Source organism: Pseudomonas sp. No.117 (assembly GCF_054558395.1).
This window is the reverse complement of record NZ_BAAJNP010000003.1, coordinates 410,160-431,666: the sequence shown is the minus strand read 5'-3', so window position 1 is coordinate 431,666 and position 21,507 is coordinate 410,160. Positions and strand designations below refer to the sequence as shown.

Genomic DNA, 21,507 nt, shown 5'->3' with positions numbered 1-21,507 from the left:
GAGAGGGCGCCTGATCAGAGCGGATGGCGCCCGGTGAAGAAGTCAGCATCGGGATCGGGGGTTGGGGCCAAGCCTGCGGCTTCCTGGCCACGGCGTAGCGCGGCCATCTCCCGGGCATAGATACGTCCGGTGGGATGACGCAGTGGGCCGCCGTTGTAGCCCTGCAGCCAGGACTCGTATTTCCATAGCGTCCGGTTGATCAGGCCGCCTCCTGCCTGGGGCACGCTGGCGAAGGCCTTGCGCGCCGGATCGAGACGATGGAATACCTCACTGGCTTCGTCGAAGCGCCCGGCTTGGATCAGACGATGCACCTGGGGCAATACCGGGCCGTAGTAGGCCGAGAAATTAGTGCCGCAGAAGGGAATGGGAATGAGCTGTGCGAGCGGTACATATTCATGCTCGAGCGGTGACGAGATCACCACTTCGCGATGAAAGGCCCGGTGTACCTCGATGGCCGCCATGATGTGCGGTGCTCCGCCCTCAGCCTTGATGGCCGCCACGTTGGGGCAGTCATCGATCAGCCGTCTGAGCAGCGAGAGCGGTAGGTCGCTGGGATCCAGGCGTGAGAAGCCCCAGGTGGGAATGGGAAAGAGCATCACGGCGAGGTTGGTGGCGTCGCATAGGGCTTTGGTGTAGGCGTAGACCTCTTCCAGCGAGGAGGGGTGGAAGAAGGGCGGATAGCCGAGCAGCACGAGTTCGGCACCCGCCGCCTCGGCGCGCCGAACGGCAGCAATGTTGTCTGCCAGCGAATTGAAGACGGCATGGTGAACTACAAACAGGCGCCCGGCTGACTCGTCCACGGCGATTCGCACGAACTCCTCGTATTCCTCGGGTGTGATGACCACTTCGGAGCAAGTCAGGGTACCGACGAAACCGTGGGCGATGCTGGTGCGGATGTCATGACGGATAGCGGCCTCGTTGAGGCGCTGGAAATCGGACGTAACGGTCGGGATGGTCACGTTGGCAACGCCGATCAGGCGTTCCCGGGCCCATTCACGGGCCTCCTTGCGGCTGTAGCTGGGCATGGTGGTGTCCTCTAGCGCTTGGTGTCGAAGGTGATCGGTAGGGGCGTGGTGAGCCCGGCCTGCAACGCTCGGGTCAGGATCAGTTCGGCCACCAGGATGTCCTGCAGGCCGCTGCCGACCGACTTGTACAGTGGCACCTGGGCCTTACCCACGCGCTCGGCCTGGCTGCCATCGAGCAGTGCGGCGAGGCTGATCGCCTTGGAATGGGCGTCGATCCCGACCGCCCGGGCCGCCAGCAGGTCGCCGGTCTGTTCCAGCACTTCCTCGAGCACGTCGGCGACGATCAGATCGCTGAGGGCGATAACCGACACGTCCACCTCGCGTTGCTCAGGCACCGTGGAGCCGATTGAGAACACTCGCGCGCCGGGCGCCAACCAGTCCGCTTGGAGAATCGGCGTCTCGCCACGTGAGCGGGCGGCTGCCAACACCAGGAGGGCGCCTTCCACGGCAGCCTGCGGCGTGTCGACGGGCTGCACGACGATACCCAGGTCGCGTCGGGCTTCGGCGGCGAAGGCTTCGCGTCGCTCGGGCGTGGGGCTGAAAACCCTTACCTCCTGCAAGGGGCGCACGCTGGCGAAGGCGCGCAGGTGCATGGCCGCCTCCAGGCCGCTGCCGAGCACCGCCAGGCTCGCCGGACCGGCGGGCGCTAGGCGATCCAGGGCCGCCGCCGTGGTGGCAGCAGTGCGCAGCCCGGTGACGAGGTTGCCGTCGACGAAAGCGGCGATCCGGCTCGTCTGCCGATCGAACAACACGATCACGTATTCAACACCCGGTATGGCGGCGCCCATCGCCATCCCCATCAGCTTGGCGCCGTAGTAGCGCCCTCCGGGCGGAATGGCCGGCAGTGTACGTAGCCAGGTGCGCTCAGCCTTGGCGATGGTGCGGGCGGGGACGGCGCCCGTTTCCGCTTGTCGGGCGTAGCCCTCCTGGAGTGCGGCGATAGCTTCCGGCCATTGGAAGACAGCGCGGACAGCGGCGCTCGATACGAAGACCGGCGCGGTCTGGGCGGTATTCATGCGGGGTACCGTTGCGCCAGAAATCGGCCGCCTGGTTGAAGAGAATGTGTGAGGAGGCGCGGCATGGTGAACTCCTTGCTCGTTATTGAAAGAGGCCGATCCGGGCTGTGCGGGTCGGTCGCTCTACGTTAGATGCTCAAATTGATGCGTGTCAATACAGAAATTGATTGGTTTATTCTTCAAATCGAATAGCTATCGATAGCCGCGCTTGGCAATGGATTGACTTGCGAGTGGGCCAGGCACGACCTACCATGGCCGTCTGAAAACGGCCGAAAGAACCAGCGGAATGAACGACGATGATGGGTTGCGTCTGGGCAGATACATCGAGCAGGCGGCCGAGCGAGGCGAAACGCGGCTACCCTCGGAGCCCAGGCTGAGCGAAGCCCTGAACATATCGCGGGGGCGATTGCGCACCCTGTTACAGAGACTGGAAGACCAGGGAAGGATCTGGCGACACGTAGGCAAGGGCACCTTCATCGGCAATCGCCCAGCGTTGCTGGACGACCGGGAGTGGGCGGCCGCTATCAGCATCGGCGATATCGTCGATGCGCGGATTCTGCTCGAACCCCAGCTCGCCGCTCAGGCCGCAATGCATGCGACGCCTGCGGACATCGCGGTAATGCGCAAGAGTCTCGCGGATATGGCTAGTGCCGGCGGCTATAGCGAATGGAAGCGGCAGGACGAAGCCATGCATCGGGCGATCGCTCAGGCGACCCACAATGCGCTGCTGCTGATGTTCTACGAAAGCCTGAGAGCCCAGGCCCAGTTAGGTCTAGACGCCAGGATCGAGCGGGTATTCGGCCAAGCCGGCGCGCCCCGTTCGGCGGTGGAAGTGGAACACCAGGCTGTCGTCGACGCCATCGCCGCTCACGATCCGCTGCTTGCGGAGCAGAGTATGCGCAGTCATCTGCAGTCGGTGCGGACACGCATGTTCGCACCGCGCTAGTGCGCTAGAGCACCACGGTATTACGCGACATCCTCATTAGTCGGCTGAGCTTGCGCGATGATGGCAGCGCCTCACTGGGCGGTACCGCGCCATCAAGTAAGGCGTTGAGCAACCGCTCGCGTAGTTGCTCCTGCAGGTCTCGGTCTGCATCGAGCGCATGAAAATAGCGTTCCCACTTAGTCTCGTGTCCCGATTTTGGCGCATCCCAGTGACGCGCTAGAAAGCGCCATACGCCTTGTCGTCCAAAGTAGGCGGAAGCCGCTGGATCTAAAGTAAGCTTCGAGCTGCTGCCGGGTTGCGATTGGTACTTGCTACGCGCCCGCGACGAATCTGTTCATGGAATGCTGCGGGTTAGCCGGATAGTAATTAATGGAAGTCGCGGCTTCGGGTATTCAGGCCTTGTAGCAGCCCGCTGATGTCCTCAAGGCGGCCGGCCACAACGTGCAGCACGCCATCTCGTGTCTCGATGGTGCCATCCACCCGTAGCAGCTGTGATGCAACCAACTCCCTTCGCTGCCGCTCCGCCAAAGTTCGCCAGACCACCACGTTGACCATTCCGAACTCGTCCTCCAGCGTTACGAAAGTCACTCCGCTAGCGGTACCGGGTCTTTGGCGACCAACCACCAGGCCAGCAATCCGGGCTGGCTGGCCATGACGCCGCTCCTTGAGGTCACGCGAGCTCATCAGGCGTCGGGCAATGAGCTCTGGGCGTAATAGGGTGAGGGGATGAGGACCTAACGTAGTACCTATAGATGCGTAGTCGGAATGGAGGTCTTCGCCTATGGTAGGGGCAACCAACTCCTGAATCTCCTCCTCAACCACAGCGCCCTCGGCGAAGAGGGGCAGCTGCGGCTCGATCGCTGCCATGGCCCAGCGAGCCTGGAAGCGATGCCCGGCCAGACCTTGCAACCCCCCAGCATCCGCCAGGCACTCCCGGGCCTTGGCATCAAGTCCTGCGCGTAAGCACAGGTCGGTGACGTCGCGAAACAGGCGCTGCCGGCGAGCCTGTTCAATTGCGCGGCCATGTTTCTCGGCCAGGCCGCGCACCATACGCAGACCCATACGGATGGCCGGCTGCGGGCTATCAGCGACAGTCTCGAGGCTGCAATCCCAATCGCTGCAGGTCACGTCTACAGGCAAGGTCTGCAGGCGATGACGCCGTGCGTCCTGCAGGATCTGGTCTGGGCTGTAGAAGCCCATCGGGTAAGAGTTGATCAGCGCCGCAGCGAAGGCCGCTGGCTCATGGCATTTGAGCCAGCAGCTGGCGTAGGTGAGCAGGGCGAAACTAGCGGCGTGGGATTCAGGGAAACCGTAACTGCCGAACCCCTCAATCTGCCGGAAGATGTCCGCGGCGTATTCCGCGGTATAGCCGTTGGCGAGCATGCGCGAGGTGAGCCGCTCCCGATGCGGCTCCAACCCACCATGGCGCTTCCAGGCCGCCATACTGCGGCGCAGCTGATCGGCCTCGCCGGGGGTGTAGTCGGCGGCAAGGATGGCGAGCTCCATCACCTGCTCCTGGAACAGGGGCACACCCAGCGTTCGGCCGAAGACGCGCTCCAGCGCCGGCGGGTAGCTGATTTCTTCCTGGCCGGTCCGCCGGCGCAGATACGGGTGGACCATCCCTCCCTGTATGGGGCCGGGCCGGACAATGGCCACCTCAATCACCAGGTCGTAAAAGGTCTGTGGCTTCAGCCGCGGCAGCATCGCCATCTGGGCGCGTGATTCGATCTGGAACACGCCTAGGGTGTCCGCCCGGCTGATCATGGCGTAGGTCGGCTTATCCTCCTGAGGGACGGTGGCCAGGGTCAGTTCCTCACCTCGATAGCCTTTGACCAGGTCGAAACAACGGCGTAGGGCACTGAGCATGCCCAGGGCGAGGATGTCGACCTTGAGCAGGCCCATCGCATCCAAGTCGTCCTTGTCCCACTGGATAACGGTACGTCCTTCCATGGCGGCGTTTTCGACCGGCACGAGGGTATCCAGTGTCTGATCGGCGATGACGAAACCGCCCGGGTGCTGCGACAGGTGCCGGGGAAAGCCAATCAGCTCGCCGGTGAGCACCAGGATCCGGTGGAGCAGGGGACCATCAGGATCGAAGCCCGATTCGCGCAGGCGCGCCGGCGGCGGCAGGTTGTCTGTCCAACGGCCACAGCAGTCCGCCAGCGTGGTGATCTGATCTGGGGGCAGGCCTAGGGCCTTGGCCACGTCCCGTACGGCGCCTGCAGCGTGATAGGTGGACACCACCGCGGTGAGCGCGGCGCGTTGTCGGCCGTAGCGGCGGAAGATGTACTGGATGACCTCTTCCCGGCGGTCATGCTCGAAGTCGACATCGATGTCCGGCGGCTCGTCGCGCTCGTGGCTGATGAAGCGCTCGAACAGCAGGTTGATCCGGGTTGGATCCAGCTCGGTGATGCCCAGGGCGAAACAGACTGCAGAGTTGGCGGCCGAGCCGCGCCCCTGGCAGAGGATCCCCTGCTGCCGTGCGAAGCGGACGATGTCGTGCACCGTCAGAAAGTAACTCTCGTATGCCTTGTCGGCGATCAGCTGAAGCTCTTTTTCGATCTGCGCGCGCAGCCGAACAGACAGGCCTTCGGGCCAGCGCCAGGCGCAGCCCTCTTCGGTCAGCATCCGCAGCCAGCTGGTGGCCGTGTGTCCCTCCGGCACTACCTCGCTCGGGTACTCGTAGCGCAGCTCGGCCAGGCTGAAGGTGCAGCGCTCGGCAATGCGCAGGGTCTCCTGCAGCAGCTCGGGCGGATAGCACCTGGCCAAGGCCTCACGGGTACGCAGATGACGCTCCCCGTTTGGGAAGAGCAACTGGCCAGCTTCCGCCACCGGGACGTGATGGCGGATCGCGGTGATGGTGTCCTGCAGGGCCCGGCGACCGCGGCAGTGCATGTGTACGTCGCCAGCGGCCACCAGCGGCAGCGACAGGGCCGCACCCAGCCCCTGCAGCTGCTGCAGCCGCACCTGGTCGTCCTGATCGAAGTGGAGCTCGGCGGCGATCCACAGCCGGCTGGGAAACACCTCCAGCAACCAACGCACCGCCTCCGCTTCCGCGTTCCGCTCCGGTAACCAGAGCGCGACAAGGCCAGCGACCTGGTTCAGGTCCTCGCGCAGCAGCCGGTAGCTGCCCTTGTCCGCACGCCGGCGGGCGAGGGTGATCAGCCGGCACAGTTGTTGGTAGCCCTGCAGGTCTTCTACCAGCAGCACAAGCTTGGGGCCCTGGGCGACTTGGAACTCAGCGCCTACGATCAAGCGGACGTCGTGCTTCTCTGACGCCTGCCAGGCCCGCACGATGCCTGCGAGCGTGCACTCGTCGGTGATTGCCAGCGCCTCATAGCCCATGGCCTTCGCCCGCTCGAACAACTGATCGACGCTGGAAGCACCGCGCTGGAAGCTGAAGTTCGACAGGCAGTGCAGCTCCGCGTAGCCGGGTGTCACGCGAACCACCCCTGCACCCACCAGCCTGCCCCTTCCGCCGGCGACTGGAAGGCCCAGGCCGTACGCCCATCGGCGAGTTCGAGCACGTAGTAGTCCCGACGAGCATCTTCACCGTCCCACCACCCGCTCTCGATCCGCTCAGGCCCGCTCAGGACCCGTAACTGATCGACATCCAGAGGCTCCGGCGCCGGCAGCAGCCACCCTGGCCGCCGATTCGGTCCCAATGCCTGGAGCGCCAGCGAAGGCGTATCTCGCCGCCAGGCCCGCTCCGGCCGGTGATCGCCCTGGGCGCCCACCGCATAGACCGCGTCGTCACCCAGGCGAGAGCGCAGCCGTTCGCGCAGCTGCTCCCAGCTCACCGTCTGTTGCGGACGCTCATCGAAGAGGCCGCGGTGCTGAGGGACGAAGGAGGGCAACTCGTCGGCAACCAGGCCGATAGCGAGGACTGGCTCCACCACTTGGGTGGGCTCCAAGCGCCCCCGGGCAAATTCGAACAGCAGCGCAGGATCCCGCTCAGGGGCGAGCAGCCCCACCACGACTTCAGTCGCTGGCGCCTCCCGATGCTCCAGGCGCAGGGTGAAGCGCTGCGCCCCCATATCGCGACCGGCGAGGTAGGTTGCCAGGTCCGAGGTCAGGCGACGCAGGGGGAACAGCAGGGCTTGTGTCGACTCGACTTCGAAGTTGAGCTCGATCCGCAGTCTGAAGGTGGTCGGGGGCAGGAAAAACTCCAGGGGCAGGACCTTGCTGCCCAGCATCTGATCGAGGTGGTTCAGCAGACTCAGGGGGAAGCGCCGGGCGAGCTGGGCCCGGGGCAGCGCCAGTACCTGACTGAGCTGCCGAAGCCCCATGCGGCTCAAGGCCTGGACGATCTCGGGCTCGAAGCCAAGCAGCGTTACTGGCAGCGTGCGCATGGCGCTGGCAAGACCTGCATCGTCGCGAACCGCCAGGCTGTCGCCGGCGTTGGCCAACACCCGGGCGGCGACTGGGTTGGGCGCCAGGGTGATCCGGTGGCCAAAGCCCAGCGCCGTGAGCTCCTGGCGCAGGCGCGCTTCGAATCTGGGCCACGGGCCGAAGAGCGGCAGGCTCGACTGCACTTCGAGCACCAGAGCATCGGCGAAGTGCAGGCTCACCTGGGAGCTGAACCCATATGCCCAAGCCGCCAGCAGCTCGTGCTGGCGCCGTAGCGCCCCCTCGTCGTACTCCACCGTCGCAAACTGCGGGCAGATCGCTTGAGCCGCGGTATAGGTCATCTCCGGCCGGAGCCCGAGCGCCAACGCCGCCGGGTTCGCCGCTTTGATGATCCTGCGCTGGATAGGCCCGTGGAGCAATACTAAGGGCTCGTCCGGGTCAGGACAGTTGCGCAGCACACCGTCCAACGCGAACTGCGGGAAAAAAATGCAGGCCCATTTCATGGCAGTCGTCCCTCAATGCCAGACCCGATGCGCCAGCGCAGTCGCCGGTGGATTGCCGCCGCGACACTTGAGCACTCGCAGCTGCTGAGGCGACCCCTCGAGCACCAAGCGTAGCGCCGCCGGTGAGGCGTTGACCGCCTCGCGTTGGTGGCGGAATGCGAATGCCAAGGTCTGCCCGGTCTCTGCAGCCACCTGCAGCCGGCGTAGCGCGCGATCGTCCGCACGGCTGGGCCAGCAGAGCACTGCTCCGCAGCTACCGGAGCGCAGGCACTGCTCTGCCGCCCACAGCACGTCCTTGCCCTGGACCTGGATGACGCTCAGCCGGCCAAGCTCGACGCCGGCCTGCAGCCACGCATGCGGGTAGAGCAGGTAGGGAGGGGCGATCAGCACCACGCGTTCGCCGGCGGCAGTGAGGCGTGCCAGTGTTGGCCACACGAGGGTCAGCTCACCCAGGCCCGGTCGGGCGCTCAGGATTTCGGTGAGCGCTGCATCAGGCCAACCACCAAGAGGCAGTTGGGCGTCGAGCGCGGCGTGCCCGGTTGGCTGGGTGCTGGCATCGTCGACATGAGGACTTTGCCCACGCCACACACGTCGATTGTCGAGCAAGGAGTTGAGCGCGACGACATTGGTGGCCGTGTTATCCATGCTGCACCCCCGTCAGCGCCGACGGCGTGCTGTCTCGTTCGGTAAGCAGGATCTGCAGCTGCGCGCGCACCTTGAAGAGGTCTGCGTGCAGGACGGAGTTCATCGACTCCAGCCGCAGGATATGACGCTGAGCGCGTGAGAGGGGATCGTCGCGGTCGTCCGGGATGAGTCGGTCACCGCGAGGCACGTGGCGTTGGTTCTCCTCTTGGACGAATTGGACGTAGCGCAAGCGGTGCCGCTGTACTTCTGCCGTTAGGATATCCCGCTCAGCGACCAGAACACGATTGGCGCGCTGGGCGTGCCCCAGACACTGACGCGCCTGGTCGAGCTCTTCAGTCAGCAGATCAACGAGGTTGCGGCAGTACATCAGCTCCGTAGGGCGGAACAGGGACTGCTGCTGTTCAAAGCTGTCCTGCTCATCACCAAGCATGTCCATAACGGCCCACCTGCTCAATCCCTGAAGCCATGACCTTCTGGTACTCGACAGAACGACCCGGACAACCGTGGCAGGGACGAGGAATGCGGCGCGAAGTGAACATTGGATAGACCTCCTTTCAGGATACTGTATGGATAAACAGTAATCAGCGAAAGGGTTCCCAGCAAGCTTGATGCCGACGAACGGTAGAAGAGTAGGTGAGGTCCGCGAGCGGGAGACCTACCATATAGCTAATAACTGATAACTGATAACTGAATCAATAATTTATTAGAAGATATCGAGGGCTTTAATTTAATATTGAAACGGTCAGCCGGAATTAAATTTAGCCATATTTTTAAAGCGACAATCGCTTTCTTACATCTTTTTTTCGCAGAGCGTGGTGATGCCCTGCTGGTCAGGACAGATCCAAGCCGTATTTTTTTACGGAAGCGCGTAAAGGTGGTAAGCTCGCGGCATAACCAAGAGGGAGCTATTCAATGCTCAGAAAATTTTCTGTCAAAAATTTCCGAAATTTTTCAGATTGGCTGCATTTTGACTTGCTGAGCCAGCAATATGAGTTCAATGAGCTTGCCGTCAATGATGGTGTTGTAAGACACGCAATGATTTATGGTCCCAATGGCGGTGGAAAAACAAATTTGGGTCTTGCAATGGTTGATCCGGTTTTGCACTTGGTGGATTCTCCAAGTTATTTCCCTTCCTTAACTAGTAACTATATCAGCGGAGGGTCTGACGTATCTATTGCTGAGTTTGTATTTGAGTTTCGTATCGACGGGTCTAAAGTTTTATACGAGTATGGAAAAAAAGAATGGAACAACTTGGTTTATGAGCGGCTCTCCATAAGCGATAAGGTTGTTTTGCAGATAGATCGTCGTCAATCGACTTTAGGAGAAATAAATTTGCAAGGAACGGAGCACCTAAAGAAAGATGTGGGTGATTCGGGTATATCTTTGCTTAAATACATAAAAAGTAATTCTCTTTTAGATGACTCTAGAGAAAACAATCTTTTTTCGAGGCTTTTAGCATTTATTGAGAGTATGGTTTTCTTTAGATCTTTAAATGCTACCAACAAGGGGGAGTACGTAGGTAAAGATATCGGAGTCAAGCGTCTTTCACAAAGTATAATCGATAGCGGGTCTGTGAAGGACTTTGAGCGGTTCCTTAATGATGCAGGGATAGAATGTAAGCTGGTTGTTGAAACTAATCCTAGTGCAAGCTCTAGTGATAATCAAACGATTTGCTTTGATTTTGGCCGGCTTAAGCTGGAGTTTGGCGCAACAGCCTCTACAGGAACATTGTCCCTGGGGATATTTTACTTTTGGTGGTTGCGGTTAAAAAAAGGTGAGGTCAAGTTTGCCTATATCGACGAGTTCGATGCTTTCTATCATCATGCGCTAGCTGCGACTATTGTAGAAAAAATCACTGAGGCAGATGCTCAGACAATCTTGTCAACGCACAATACCGGCGTCATGAGTAACGATCTCTTGCGTCCTGATTGCTATTTTGTGCTTGATAAGGAAATACTGCCACTTACTCAGCTAACAGAGAAAGAGCTTCGAAAGGCTCATAATCTTGAGAAAATTTATAAAGGACTGTCCAGCTGATGGAGCGAACTCTGTTTATATTTGAAGGTGAAAGATTAGAAAGGCGTTACTTTGCAAGCTTAGAAAGAGCGTTTTTTCCAGATCAAAACAATAGGTTGCTTGCAACTTTTCAAAATGATATTTACGAGCTTTATAAAAATGTTTCTGCGGATGATGATCTGGACGTTGTTGAGCTTGTTAAGGAACTAAATCCTTCTGCTAATCAAGATAACCAGCTGATGCAGTTGAGGCGAGACCAGATCGGGCAAATTTATCTTTTTTTTGATTTTGAGCCAGCTGACGAGCAGTTTGGTGGGCGTAAGTTGCTTGATATGTTGAATCGCTTTAATAATGAAACAGAGCATGGAAAGCTATTTATAAGCTATCCAATGGTGGAGGCTATTAGAGATATCGATGATGCGCAAGAGTTTCTTGAGAGATGTGTAGCTATCGAACATTCTAATGGTGGCATATACAAAAAGATGTCTGCAGCACGAGGCTCGCTGGCTTTTCAAGATGCAAGAAAAATTACCGATTCAGAGTGGCGATTCCTTGTAGAAGCAAATCTTCGAAAAGCCAATTTAATAATTGAAAGCGAAAATCCTCTCGGGCCGGTAAATGATCAGGCGTCTATTGCGAGAAAGCAATTAAATGAGCAGGATGAAAATTTACCTAGAGATCCGTTGTTGGTTCTCAGTGCATTCCCAATATTCTTGGTTGACTATTTTGGTATGGACATTTTGTCTGGTCCACGCGTATGATTCAATATGACTTTAGATTGGTAGATTAAGAAAGCGAGCTTTGGAGATTTGCCATTCTTCTTTTCTGGCGTTGCTTAATTATTTAACGCGCTGATTTTATCTGTAAGAAAAAGCCTTCAGCGATGGATGGGCTGAAGATTAGCCACTTACTAGTTGCTTAGCCAACGCAATCTCGACCGAATCACCATCCTGGTTCAACGCATCGAGCCCTGACTCTGTAACGTCTCCCAAAGTGCTCCGCGCCACCGCGATCTTCTTGGTCATCAGCTGCAGGCAGGTGATCTGCGAGCTACCGGCATACCCTAAGAACAGCACTCGTACCGCTTGCTTCTGCCCGATCCGCCATGACCGGCGTCCCGCCTACTACAAGGTGTAGACGTTGTAGCCTGTCTGCAGGAAGACGATGGTCGGAAAGTCCAGCAGATCCAGTCCGGTCTTCACCAGCTCCGGGTTGGTGATCAGCACGTCGACGCCGCGGTCAACCTGGTCGAGGATCCAATCCTCGCGCCGGGCCGTCTCCACCGAAGCACGCAGTACCGCCACCTTCAGACCGGCCTGCTCGAGCAAGCGCTTGAGCCGACTTGTTGTGTCCCGGGGGCCGTTGTAGACGGGGTAGGCCACCACCTGCGGCCCAGCGACTTCTCCTGACGGCACAGCTCGATCAGCGCCTCGCCTTAGGGCTAGCCTAGTCTTCGTCGAAGATTGCTTCGATCCTGGCCAAGGTACCTCGGGGCCGAGGGTAATCCACCACCACCTCCGGTTGGAAACAGCAGAACCGCCAGGCTAGCAGTACATTGAGCATCACCCCAACGTGGGGTGGTGTCTCGCTGCACTAGGGCTAGTGAGAGCTTCGCGGTCAATTTGCTGGGCGGACGCCGATAGACCGGTGTGAGATAAAGTCTATTTTTTGAAGAAAAAATAAAGCGTCTTTGTGATCTTCTAAGGAGGGGCTGCGACAAGGCAGCCCCTCCTAGATAGCTTTTGTTTTTACCGATTTATTGTGATTTTTCTTTGCTGTCTCTAGGTGATTTTAATTTGCTTGGCCCTAACTATGCTGAGAACGACAAGCTTGTGCTGATTGAATGGCCTCCTTTAGGAATGATTCAGGAGGCGCGGCTAAACGATTGATCCCTCGCATTTCTGATGGACTGTACTTCGTTTCGAGCTTTTCGAATGTGCAAGTACATACGGCCTTGCTCGAGCCCCCATTCAGGCAGCCAGCGATAAACTCACCGCGGATCTTGGAGTTGTCATCCGAGCAGGCAGTGATCAGCAGCAGAGAAGCCAGTAGTGCCAGGTACTTTTTCATATCCAAGCCCTCTTAGCGCAGCACCAGTGCGCAGCCCACCATTACGCCGCCCACCAGGCCAATCAGTTGCGGCCCTACTCGCCAGAAGATCTTGATCCACAGCAGGCTGAGCAGCCCGCCGGTGGTAAAGACGACATCGGGATGTGCGAACTTGCGGATGGCATCGCCGACTACTGCGCCGATCCAGCCCAATACCGTGCCCGCCACGACCGCGAAGCATTTGGCCAGTAAGCCCGCTCCCAAAACCATGGCGGAGGTATTGAACGTCACGGATAGTATTCCGAGCGCTAGCGCCGCGATCCCCCAGCCGATCAGTCCTGGATTGAAGGATGGGAAGCTTTCTTCAGGGGGGGAATGCTGAGGTTGATTGGGACCATTCATGAAGTATTCCTTTAAGGCTAATGATTCGGGATGAACGCCGCGCGGTTACCAGGTGACGCGGCATTGATTGGTTTTGCTGTCGAACGGCTTCAACACCAGCTTCAGATTCTTGGTCGGCAGCTTTACGGTCTTGCCTCCCGCACTGATCTGCAGGTTGTTGGCGTTACGCAGTGCTTTCCAAAAGGCCGGGAAGTTCTGGCTACAGACGTTGCAGTCGGTGAAGAACGGATTGCTGTAGCGTTCGCCATCGACGATCACATCGAAGCCCGGATCCTTCTCAGAGGCGTAGGCCTTGCCGGCGATGGTGGCGTAGGCCGTCACCGCGGTTTCACCGTCATCCGGGCAGGAGATGTTCAGCTCGTTACCATTGCCATCATCGACCAGGTGCTCGGCAACGCCTTGGGCGTAACCGGCTGACCATTCATAGGTGCCTGCAAAGGCAGGACTGCAGGCCAGTCCGCATAGCAGGGGAAGCCAGAGGGTTTTTGTGCTCATCAGGAACATCCTTTTAAGGAGGGAAAGGGGAAAGCAGAAGAGCGATTAGAAGTTGTTAGGCAACCTATTGGGTTGGATTTCAACTTGTGACGCACTTCATGTCAACGAGTGGATACCCAACCATCCGGGTGGACGGTTGGAGCCTTGGCATGAGCGGTATCGATCAGAAGAATTTGGCGGAGTCGGTTGGGCGGGCGATCGCGCGTCACCGGCTGCGAGTGGGCCTGACGCAGGAGGAAGTCGCCGAGCGCCTGGGGATTGGCAACGAGGCCGTCTCCCGGATAGAGCGGGGTGTGGTCATTCCCAACATCGCCCGGCTCTACGACTTCGCGTCCATCTTTCATTGTGAGGCGGCAGAGCTACTAAGCGAGGCGAGCCCGCGCAGCGATGATCAGGCGCGCCAGATCAGCCGCCTACTGGACGCCCTGACCGAGGCGGACCGGCAACTGGTGCTAGGTCTGGTGCAGGGGTTGGGTGAGCGCCTGCGCCAGGGATGACGGTTGGTCACCTACGATCAGGTCGCCGTCTCCTGGCTGGTAGACGTCGATGGCTCGTCATACTTGGCGCCACAGCGTAGACACAGGCACTGATACTCCATGAATTGATGGCGATGAACGTCCTTGATGAAGGCATGGGTATCGGGCCAGCTTGTGTGAACGGCGGACATGCCCTGAAGCATGCGATTAAAGGCCTGCTCCAGCGGACTGCGCTGGCCCAGTTGAGTGGGAGCAACAGGCTCAGTCTGTGGCTGAATACCCCTTAGAAAGGCGTCCAAGCTGCCGATGAGGCTGGCTATCACCTGTGCGGCCTCCTTGGACAGCACGACCGATGAGTTACAGATCAAGCAAGGTGTGGGCATGGCTAAAGCTCCTGTCAGAAGAGAGGGGCAGAACGGCTATCAAGAATGAGAAAAGGCAGGCCAAGGGGCCTGCCCTTATGCCGTCGTGGATGGCGTAGTGAACGCGGTACCGGAACGGCGAAGCAGCCCGCCGAAGAGCGCCAAGGCCAGAGCGATGGCTAAGGCCAATGGCCAGAAGCGCAGCATCAGCACCAAGAGGCCGACAGCGAGCAGGCTGCTGGCCAGTAGCCCGACGAACACGAATAGCGAGGCGAGAAAACGCAGAAGCGGCATGGTGAAGTCTCCTTTCAGGTGGCGATTGGCCAAGCAACCAGGACGCGAGCGCTTGCCTTGGCGGTCGAGCCAATAGTCGTCATGAGGGAAGGGGAAGAGACGTGCTGGTAAAGCGCGGGGAGCGCCAGGTGTCAGCGGGGTAGGCTGTGAGGCGGGCGGAGCAGATCGAAGGCTAGAACAGGCCCAGTTCCGCCATCGAAACACAGCCCTCGTGTCCCACGATAATGTGGTCCAGGGTTCGGGTACCCACCAGGTTCAGCAGCTCCTTGAGCGTCTGGGTGAGACGACGATCCGCCTGGCTTGGCTCCGGATCTCCCGAAGGATGGTTATGCACCAGGATCACCGCCGCCGCGTTGTGGCGCAGCACGGTTTTCACCACCTCGCGCGGATAGACACTCGCCGCATTCAGGGTGCCTTGGAACAGTTCTTCGTAGCAGATCACTCGGTGCTTACTGTCGAGCAGCAGAAGAGCGAAGACCTCCCGCTCCTGTTGGATGAGCAGCGTCTGCAGATGGGCAATGACCTGCTGGGGCTCGGTCAAACTGCTGCCCTTGCTCAATCGCTGGGCCACGAGTTGCCTCGCGATACCGAGAATGTCGGCTTCGGTTACTGGAGAGTCGATGAGATAGCTGCCAGCGGTTTCGCCAGCCTTCAGTTTGCTCGAAATCATGAGAGGTCTCGCAACAAAGGGGAGGTTTCAAAAAGGGGAGCTGAGGCAGAGAGGGCACGGCTGCCGACTTCAACTGATGAAGAACTGCCGCTCTCCTGGCAGATGTTTGGCGTAGCGCTCCAGCAGCTCTGGCTGGTCCCGCAGCAGGCGCTCGACATCGAGCACCGTGCGGTCCTGGCCCCGTTGCCATCGAATGGATCCATGCGGGAAATCCCCATAGGTGGCGTCGCCCAAGGCCTGCTGGAGACGCTGCTGGAGTTCTGCTGCTCGCGCTTGCTTAGCCTGGAGTGCTTGGCGCAACACCTTCAGCTCCAGATAGATGGCGAGCAGACCGGCCTGCTGGCGAAAGTCACGCCGCGCGCCTGAGTCCTGTGGATACAGGCGCGCGAGTCCCTTACCTGCAGAGGCGGAGCCATCGTCTGGCGGCGGACGATCCGTGTCCAGGTAGTGCCAGAACTGACGCTCTCCTTCGATCAGCTGCGCGATGCTGGCTTCATCGCGTTCGATACGGTGGATCTGCCACTGCTGGCCACCCAGCAGTACGGCAACGTCGGCCGTGTGTTTGCCTGTCACTGCCAGTAGGTGCATGACCTGCAGACGCATTGCTACCGGGACACCTTCCTGCCAGCTTTGGACTTCGCTGGCGCCCACAGCCCTGCACACGAGCAACTGGACGTCTTCGTCATCCAGCACTTCGCGTTCAACGCGGGTAACCATCCAGGGCAGATCGGGCGAGACATGGGACACCTCCCGGCTGAAGCGCCGAACCTTGCGGCCGGTGCTCCTGCTGTAGCGCCAGGCAATGATGGGCTCGAGCACGCTTTGCCAGAATGCGGGCGTGCTGTCGTTCCGAGGATCGTTATCCAGAGAGGCCGTTTGCCGTCCGGTTTTTTCGAGCCAGAGCTCCAGTGGTGATTTGTCCGGATCCAACCCCAGAGCTGCTGCAGCGTCTTGGCTGAAGAGCCTCACAGGTCGAGCTTCAGGAGCTGCGAGGCGAGAGTCCGTAGCGGTGGTGACGAGATGGAGGAGTGAACGAGGGCGTTGCAGCGTGGTGATCAGGGATGAACGACTCATGAGCAATCTCCTGTGCGGCATAGAAGGCTCAGCCGGCACGAAGCCGCCTGAGCTAGGTGTTAGGAAGTAGGGAACAGTGCTGCGAATATGGAATGGCGTTGGCGCGGCCGGAGGGATGCCGTGGCCAGTAGCGAGGGGAGGAATGCCGTCAGGCAACCAGGTCGAGTGCGGCCGACAGTGCCCGTTGCTTGAGCTGGCCACCTTGGCCAAACCAGGCCGAGTCGAGCCGATACTCAGAGCTCCGCGCCCGCCGTTCATGATCCACGAACTCGGTGACCGCGTTGAGCAGGCCCCAGGCGGTTCCCTGGGCGGATTCAAGGACCGCGCCGCGACCTCGTCCCTCGTACAGGGCTTGCACCGTTCTCAGGGCCCGCTCATTGGGAAGCCCTCCCTGGGTATGACTGCTCCCGGCTGAATCACAGAGCACCCGCATGAAAAAGCCCGTCGACTCGGCATCGCCGACCTTGCGATCAGCGAGCAGCCGCAGGCGATACATGAACTCATCCCAACCAGCGACGGCGATACCGAGCTGCTTCTTAACGGCTATATGGTCGAATCGCGTGCTGTGGGGAACCTTGATCGCCTGAGTGGCGCCGTTCACCGCGATGCTGAGTGTGTTGTTGCATACCACCCTGACCGTGGTGGGCGTTGCAGTCGTCGCCAGGGTGCCATCGCAGGAGGTGGCCAAGAGCAGGTAGCCATTGACCTGATCGTTGCCTTTCAGGGTCATGCTTTGTCCCGTACGCGCCAGGGCCCAGAACTTGCGACCCTCTTTGAGCACGCCCGCAGTTTCCAACTGGTAGCCGGAGACTTCGGTCAGGTCGCGGTAGAACTCAAGAACCTCGCGCGGCTGGACCGTCTGATAGCGCTGGGAGACGACAGAGAGCGGCGCTTTGGTGTCAGAGCGGAACAGCACCTTCTGCTCGGGGAACGAGTGGATCGTACCCAGGTGACCGACCGCGTCCGATTTGAAGTGCACAGGACTTTCGAGGATCTGCCAGTCCATCCCGGCTTCGCGTTGCCAGACCTCGATGGGCTGTTTCTGGGTGAGTTGATTGCCTAGGCCATGCCACGGAGTGGTGCCAGCGTAGGCCATGGTGTCGACTAAATGTGCCATGTGGGCGATTCCTTTGGATGCGTACCGGCATAAAGCGCTGCGCGAGGCGCAGCACCGACTGGACGTGTGAGATGAAAGGGTGAGATGCCGATCAGGTCGGCAGGTTGAAGCGGTGACCGCAGAGCGGGCAGAGGTTGTTGGCCAGGACGTGGCGGTCGAGCGACTCACCGAGCTGAGCGCCAAGGGCACAGCCGCCCACGCCGGCAACCAGGCCGCCTAGGATGGCGCCCGACACGGAGCCAAGGGTGATACCGACTGGCCCAGCAATGGCGCCGAGAGCTGCACCTGTCTGGCTACCAGCCAGGGCAGCGCTGACGCCGCGTGCTACGCCACCGATGGTGCCGATGGCGGCGCCGGCTTTCATGGCGGGATGGAGGGATGCAACTTTTGGGGAGTGACAGCGGGGGCACTGTAATGACATTAGGAGAATGATCCTCAGTGTGGGAGTGTCATTCCTGTGATGTAGAGCTGAAACTTTTTTGATTCAACGGAGCATAGGTACTATGCTGCGTGTGGGGATAGGGTCCGCGTAAAGCGCACGTTGGTTTAATACGGGATTTTATCGTAAGTTTAGATGGCATCTTTGGGAGGTCGCGCTCTCCCTTTCTTATTTTTGAATAGCTCATGATACATTGTGGGTGGGCGAGATACGATAAGAAGTTGGCAGTTTTAGGATTCAATACTGCTGTTTTCGCTAGGAGGCGATATGTACGAATTTTTTAAGGCTGCACTTAAGTATGCGGGTGCAGGAGCTGTTTCAGCAGCACTCATTATTGTTGTATATCCCGCTTTGTTGGCCTCTCCTTCGTTCAAGGATTTGTCTCAGATTCAGTTGTTCGCGCTATTGGCGTTTATCGCTATCTCTACATTCTTCATTGCTTTCGGTCTTTTGGCTATATTCTTTAAGAGTAAAGGGCGGACACAGGCATCATCCACTATCAGTATCAAAGGGTCGAAAGTTGGGGGTGATGTAGTTGGTGGTGATAAAACTACCAATGGAAAAAGTGATGACTGAAATTAGGGTAGTTAAGTCGGAAGTGGGCGGAGATGTGATTGGCGGTAGTAAATACGAAGTGCATATATCTTCGGTATCTACAAGTCCGGACGTATTGCGGAATGCCATCGAGCGGATAGTCTCCATGTCAGTTCACGACGAAGAACTGGAGGATTTCTTAGAGAGATATAGCTACTATACGATCCAAAGATCAGGTCGAGACGTTATTGGTCTTGAAGAGAAGTTGCGACTTGGCGGGCGTGAGGATCTTCTCGAAGAAGCTTTCGAAAAGAAAGATCGATTTGCAAAGAAAATTATGAGGACGCAACTGGCTCGAAGAAGGCAGTATGTATATTTCTACGCCTTGCAAAAAGTTCAGTCTGCGTTTGATTATCAAATTAAGCCGCTCTTAAAGATTGGATTAGATAGCGTCTCTGTAGATGCGGCAATATATAAAGAAGTGGTGTGTACGATTCATTCGGAGGTTGTTCAGGTGGACCCCTCAATCGATCAGCACTTGATATCTGGTATGTTGTTTTTTTTAACAGGGCAATGTGTTTTAAAGTGGCAGGTGTGAAGCATGTTGATCTACCATCCCGCCTTTGATGCTAGTCACTGTATCTATAGGCTGACAGCACTTCTAGTTCGCCTCAACTCTGCAGTTACTTGGGAGCAGTTGCGAGTTCTGGATTTCTACTATCTATTCCCAAGTCAGCTGAAAAGCATATCTCCCTGGCCTTCAGAGATCAAGGAGTATAAGGCGATAGTAAAAAAAATACCAAGTCAATACGAAGATATAAGTAACCCTTCTCGTATACTTTTTGATCTTATAGAGTTTCAGCGTGCAGCTATAGTCGAGCTTTTGGCAAAGGGCGTTGTCAGTAAAGATCGCTTTGACCTGGGAGATATTGTTGCAAATGTTTCTGCCGTACCATCTGGTTTTCTTGAGGCTTTATCCGAAGATGTTTTTTTGTCTAGCGATGTGTTCAAGGTGATTGTCGAAGCGCTGCCGAAGGTGGAGTTCAACGGTCCTCATGGATTGAAGAAGCGTTCTGGGCTGCTGGAGTATGTATATGACGTCGGCTAAATCCTCCTTATTTATCCGTCGCCTGGTTGTTGTAAAGGATGGGCGAGCAGTTTACGCGCAAAAATTCGATCTTGGTGTAAATATTATTCGTGGCGCAAACAGCGTCGGAAAATCCACTGTAATGGATCTTATCTTTTATGGTCTGGGCGGGGATTTAAAGGCTGAGCGTTGGACAAAAGAATCTGCGTCATGTGATCGAGTTATCTTAGAGCTTGTTGTTAATGGTAGGCCGATTACGATCAGTAGAATGGTTGAGGTTGGGGCGAAGCCGCCAATAAGTATGTTTTCAGGCTCCTATGAGGATTCGGTACGAAATGCTAGTGCCTGGGTTCAATACGGTCCAGTTAGAACGGAAAATAAATTTAGCTTCTCTCAGCAACTCTTTCAACTTCTAAATTGGCCAGCGCATCAAAGCGAAGACGGCCAAAATCTTACCATGCATCAGGTCCTTCGCATGATCTATGTGGATCAGGAGACCCCCGTAAGTAAGATATTGAGGGCTGAGAGTTCGTTTGATAGCCCTAGTACAAAAAAAGCGATCGGAGATTTTCTGCTTGGTATTGATGATCTGGATACATATAGACTCCGTCAGCAGCTATCGAAAGCCGAATCAGAGTATGCCAAGATAAATGGGCAGCTAGAAGCAGTTTATAGGTTCATTTCTCCTACAGAAGGCGTTTTAAGAGTTGAGCATCTAGAGCAGGAGGTCTTAGAAGCATCAACGAGGATGGAGCTTCTTATGGCTCGCCGAGAAGAAATCACTCTTATGCCGGACCCATCTTCGTCAGCTGAGATCAGGGCGGAGGTTGGACGGCTTGCTGATCAAATATCCTTGGCGTCCAAAGAGTTGTCTATACGCACGGCTAGGCGTTCGCAATTAGTAAACGAAATTGTTGAATCCGAGCTCTTCATAGAAGCGATAAAGCTGAGAATTAAGGCGCTGCAGGAATCGCAAGCAGCCTCTAGATACTTTGGGGACGTGACGTTCAAGTACTGCCCTTCTTGTTTGGGTGAGCTAGACGCTTCTGTTAAAGATGTATGTCATGTCTGCAAGGCGGATAAAAATGATAGTCAAAAAGCTAACTCTTATCTGGCTGCGCTTAATGAACTGAATTTTCAGCTCAAAGAAAGTGATAGGGTGTTGCAAGAGTACAAGACTCGATTGCTGGAGGCGGATAGCTATGTTGCGGTTGAGAGTAAGAGGCTTGATTCTCTTCGCTTACAACACAAATCTATGCTAACTATACCTTCTGATAGGATACATCAGTTGAGTTTGATTTCCATGGAGATTGGAAGTCTGGATGAGAAAATCTCAACCTTAAAGAGTAAGGCTAAACTGGTTGCAAATGTAAGTGGCCTTGTCGGGAAAAAAGAAGAGTTAGGCGCGAACGCCGAAAAACTTCGCGAGGCCATTAAACAAAATATGATACTGAACGAGGCCAGAGAGAGCGCAATCGCGAGCGACCTCTCTGAAAGAACTTTGAGTCTATTGCGGCAGGATGGCGGGTTTGAAACTGCATTTATAGATCCTGAAATATTTCAATATGACTTCTACAGGGATTTGATGAGAGTGGACGGTAGGACAAAGTTTTCTGCTAGTTCCGAGACTGTAATAAAAAACAGCTTCCATCTCGCTGTGCTTCAGCAGTCACTAGTAGACGAGGGTATGCGCTATCCTAAATTGCTTTTGATGGATAACATTGAAGATAAGGGGATGGGGCCTGAGCGCAGCCAGAATTATCAACGGCTTATTTTGCGCTCGCTCGAGGGGGTGGTTGAGGAGTATCAAGTTATCATGACTACTTCTATGATTGACCCTGAGATTAACAAGGCCCCTTATTGCGTAGGCCCGTTTTACAAGAAGGGGATGCATACTTTGGATTTGTAGTTTTGCTTTTCATCGTTTGTAAGATTGGTTTGCTATATCCTTTCCTTGGCGATGCGTAAGAGCATGCTTGCTAATGTTCTCTCGAGGAATAACGGATT

General features: G+C 57.1%; 22 protein-coding genes and 1 pseudogene. 8 read left to right on the top strand and 15 right to left on the bottom strand.

The features are described 5' to 3' along the window. Positions 1-14 precede the first annotated feature (14 nt). Both ACYJP6_RS08725 and ACYJP6_RS08720 read right to left on the bottom strand, forming a co-directional pair. On the bottom strand, positions 15-1,025 hold the full coding sequence (locus tag ACYJP6_RS08725; protein WP_459474656.1) for a dihydrodipicolinate synthase family protein: 1,011 nt from the start codon (positions 1,023-1,025) through the stop codon (positions 15-17). 11 nt (positions 1,026-1,036) lie between these two features. Continuing rightward, a complete protein-coding gene (locus ACYJP6_RS08720) occupies positions 1,037-2,041 on the bottom strand; it encodes an ornithine cyclodeaminase family protein (RefSeq protein WP_459474655.1) in 1,005 nt (334 codons plus the stop codon). A 286-nt stretch (positions 2,042-2,327) separates the two neighbouring features. Between ACYJP6_RS08720 and ACYJP6_RS08715 the strand changes: the two genes are divergently transcribed. Beyond that, positions 2,328-2,987: a FadR/GntR family transcriptional regulator gene (locus ACYJP6_RS08715; RefSeq protein ID WP_459474654.1), complete on the top strand. Its 660-nt coding sequence runs from the start codon at positions 2,328-2,330 to the stop codon at positions 2,985-2,987. Positions 2,988-3,353: 366 nt separating this feature from the next. On the opposite strand, the gene ACYJP6_RS08710 is transcribed toward ACYJP6_RS08715, so the two are convergent. Genes ACYJP6_RS08710 through ACYJP6_RS08695 form a run of 4 tightly spaced genes read right to left on the bottom strand, consistent with a single transcriptional unit; the run spans position 3,354 to position 8,921 of the window. Continuing rightward, the gene (locus ACYJP6_RS08710; protein WP_459474653.1) at positions 3,354-6,428 is read right to left on the bottom strand and encodes an error-prone DNA polymerase; all 3,075 of its coding nucleotides are present in this window, start codon (positions 6,426-6,428) and stop codon (positions 3,354-3,356) included. After that, a complete protein-coding gene (locus ACYJP6_RS08705; RefSeq protein ID WP_459474652.1) occupies positions 6,425-7,840 on the bottom strand; it encodes a Y-family DNA polymerase in 1,416 nt (471 codons plus the stop codon). Before ACYJP6_RS08705 ends, ACYJP6_RS08710 begins: the two co-directional genes overlap by 4 nt. A 12-nt stretch (positions 7,841-7,852) precedes the next feature. Continuing rightward, on the bottom strand, positions 7,853-8,485 hold the full coding sequence (gene imuA, locus ACYJP6_RS08700) for a translesion DNA synthesis-associated protein ImuA (protein ID WP_459474651.1): 633 nt from the start codon (positions 8,483-8,485) through the stop codon (positions 7,853-7,855). Next, positions 8,478-8,921 (bottom strand): hypothetical protein, encoded by a 444-nt coding sequence (locus ACYJP6_RS08695; RefSeq protein ID WP_459474650.1) that lies wholly within the window; start codon positions 8,919-8,921, stop codon positions 8,478-8,480. The genes imuA and ACYJP6_RS08695 overlap by 8 nt, the downstream gene beginning before the upstream one ends. Positions 8,922-9,397: 476 nt before the next feature. On the opposite strand from ACYJP6_RS08695, the gene ACYJP6_RS08690 reads away from it, so the two are divergent. After that, entirely contained in the window at positions 9,398-10,522 is a 1,125-nt protein-coding gene (locus ACYJP6_RS08690) for an AAA family ATPase (protein WP_459474649.1), read from the top strand. Further along, complete coding sequence (locus tag ACYJP6_RS08685; RefSeq protein ID WP_459474648.1) at positions 10,522-11,262, top strand: hypothetical protein; 741 nt, start codon at positions 10,522-10,524, stop codon at positions 11,260-11,262. Before ACYJP6_RS08690 ends, ACYJP6_RS08685 begins: the two co-directional genes overlap by 1 nt. 138 nt (positions 11,263-11,400) lie before the next feature. Here ACYJP6_RS08685 and ACYJP6_RS08680 read toward each other — a convergent pair. From ACYJP6_RS08680 to ACYJP6_RS08670, 3 genes and pseudogenes are all read right to left on the bottom strand, one after another. Next, positions 11,401-12,128: pseudogene (locus tag ACYJP6_RS08680) on the bottom strand (DEAD/DEAH box helicase); the annotation flags it as partial. A gap of 455 nt (positions 12,129-12,583) precedes the next feature. Then, positions 12,584-12,952 (bottom strand): hypothetical protein, encoded by a 369-nt coding sequence (locus ACYJP6_RS08675; RefSeq protein ID WP_459474647.1) that lies wholly within the window; start codon positions 12,950-12,952, stop codon positions 12,584-12,586. A gap of 45 nt (positions 12,953-12,997) precedes the next feature. Beyond that, the gene (locus ACYJP6_RS08670; RefSeq protein WP_459474646.1) at positions 12,998-13,447 is read right to left on the bottom strand and encodes a hypothetical protein; all 450 of its coding nucleotides are present in this window, start codon (positions 13,445-13,447) and stop codon (positions 12,998-13,000) included. 149 nt (positions 13,448-13,596) lie between these two features. Between ACYJP6_RS08670 and ACYJP6_RS08665 the strand changes: the two genes are divergently transcribed. Further along, positions 13,597-13,944 carry a helix-turn-helix domain-containing protein gene (locus tag ACYJP6_RS08665; RefSeq protein ID WP_058760831.1) on the top strand — a complete coding sequence of 116 codons (348 nt, stop codon included), beginning with the start codon at positions 13,597-13,599 and terminating at the stop codon, positions 13,942-13,944. 17 nt (positions 13,945-13,961) lie between these two features. On the opposite strand, the gene ACYJP6_RS08660 is transcribed toward ACYJP6_RS08665, so the two are convergent. The 6 genes from ACYJP6_RS08660 to ACYJP6_RS08635 form a co-directional block, all read right to left on the bottom strand. Continuing rightward, positions 13,962-14,306, bottom strand: coding sequence for a hypothetical protein (locus ACYJP6_RS08660; RefSeq protein ID WP_058785112.1), 345 nt, complete (start codon positions 14,304-14,306; stop codon positions 13,962-13,964). Between the two features lie 75 nt (positions 14,307-14,381). Beyond that, the gene (locus ACYJP6_RS08655) at positions 14,382-14,579 is read right to left on the bottom strand and encodes a hypothetical protein (RefSeq protein ID WP_459474645.1); all 198 of its coding nucleotides are present in this window, start codon (positions 14,577-14,579) and stop codon (positions 14,382-14,384) included. Positions 14,580-14,751: 172 nt separating this feature from the next. Beyond that, positions 14,752-15,249, bottom strand: coding sequence for a RadC family protein (gene radC, locus ACYJP6_RS08650; protein ID WP_459474643.1), 498 nt, complete (start codon positions 15,247-15,249; stop codon positions 14,752-14,754). A gap of 69 nt (positions 15,250-15,318) precedes the next feature. After that, positions 15,319-16,323 (bottom strand): YqaJ viral recombinase family nuclease, encoded by a 1,005-nt coding sequence (locus ACYJP6_RS08645; RefSeq protein ID WP_459474642.1) that lies wholly within the window; start codon positions 16,321-16,323, stop codon positions 15,319-15,321. A gap of 148 nt (positions 16,324-16,471) precedes the next feature. Then, on the bottom strand, positions 16,472-17,440 hold the full coding sequence (locus ACYJP6_RS08640; RefSeq protein ID WP_459474641.1) for a DUF932 domain-containing protein: 969 nt from the start codon (positions 17,438-17,440) through the stop codon (positions 16,472-16,474). Positions 17,441-17,531: 91 nt separating this feature from the next. Beyond that, positions 17,532-17,804, bottom strand: a complete 273-nt coding sequence (locus tag ACYJP6_RS08635; protein ID WP_459474640.1) for a hypothetical protein — start codon at positions 17,802-17,804, stop codon at positions 17,532-17,534. Positions 17,805-18,146: 342 nt separating this feature from the next. Here ACYJP6_RS08635 and ACYJP6_RS08630 point away from each other — a divergent pair, with 342 nt between their 5' ends. From ACYJP6_RS08630 to ACYJP6_RS08615, 4 genes are read left to right on the top strand one after another with little or no spacing between them, the layout of a single operon-like run. Then, positions 18,147-18,455: a hypothetical protein gene (locus tag ACYJP6_RS08630; protein ID WP_459474639.1), complete on the top strand. Its 309-nt coding sequence runs from the start codon at positions 18,147-18,149 to the stop codon at positions 18,453-18,455. After that, entirely contained in the window at positions 18,448-19,011 is a 564-nt protein-coding gene (locus ACYJP6_RS08625) for an ABC-three component system protein (protein ID WP_459474638.1), read from the top strand. Before ACYJP6_RS08630 ends, ACYJP6_RS08625 begins: the two co-directional genes overlap by 8 nt. Before the next feature lie 3 nt (positions 19,012-19,014). Next, a complete protein-coding gene (locus tag ACYJP6_RS08620; protein ID WP_459474637.1) occupies positions 19,015-19,521 on the top strand; it encodes an ABC-three component system middle component 5 in 507 nt (168 codons plus the stop codon). Further along, positions 19,508-21,409: a hypothetical protein gene (locus ACYJP6_RS08615; RefSeq protein WP_459474636.1), complete on the top strand. Its 1,902-nt coding sequence runs from the start codon at positions 19,508-19,510 to the stop codon at positions 21,407-21,409. Before ACYJP6_RS08620 ends, ACYJP6_RS08615 begins: the two co-directional genes overlap by 14 nt. Positions 21,410-21,507 lie beyond the last annotated feature (98 nt).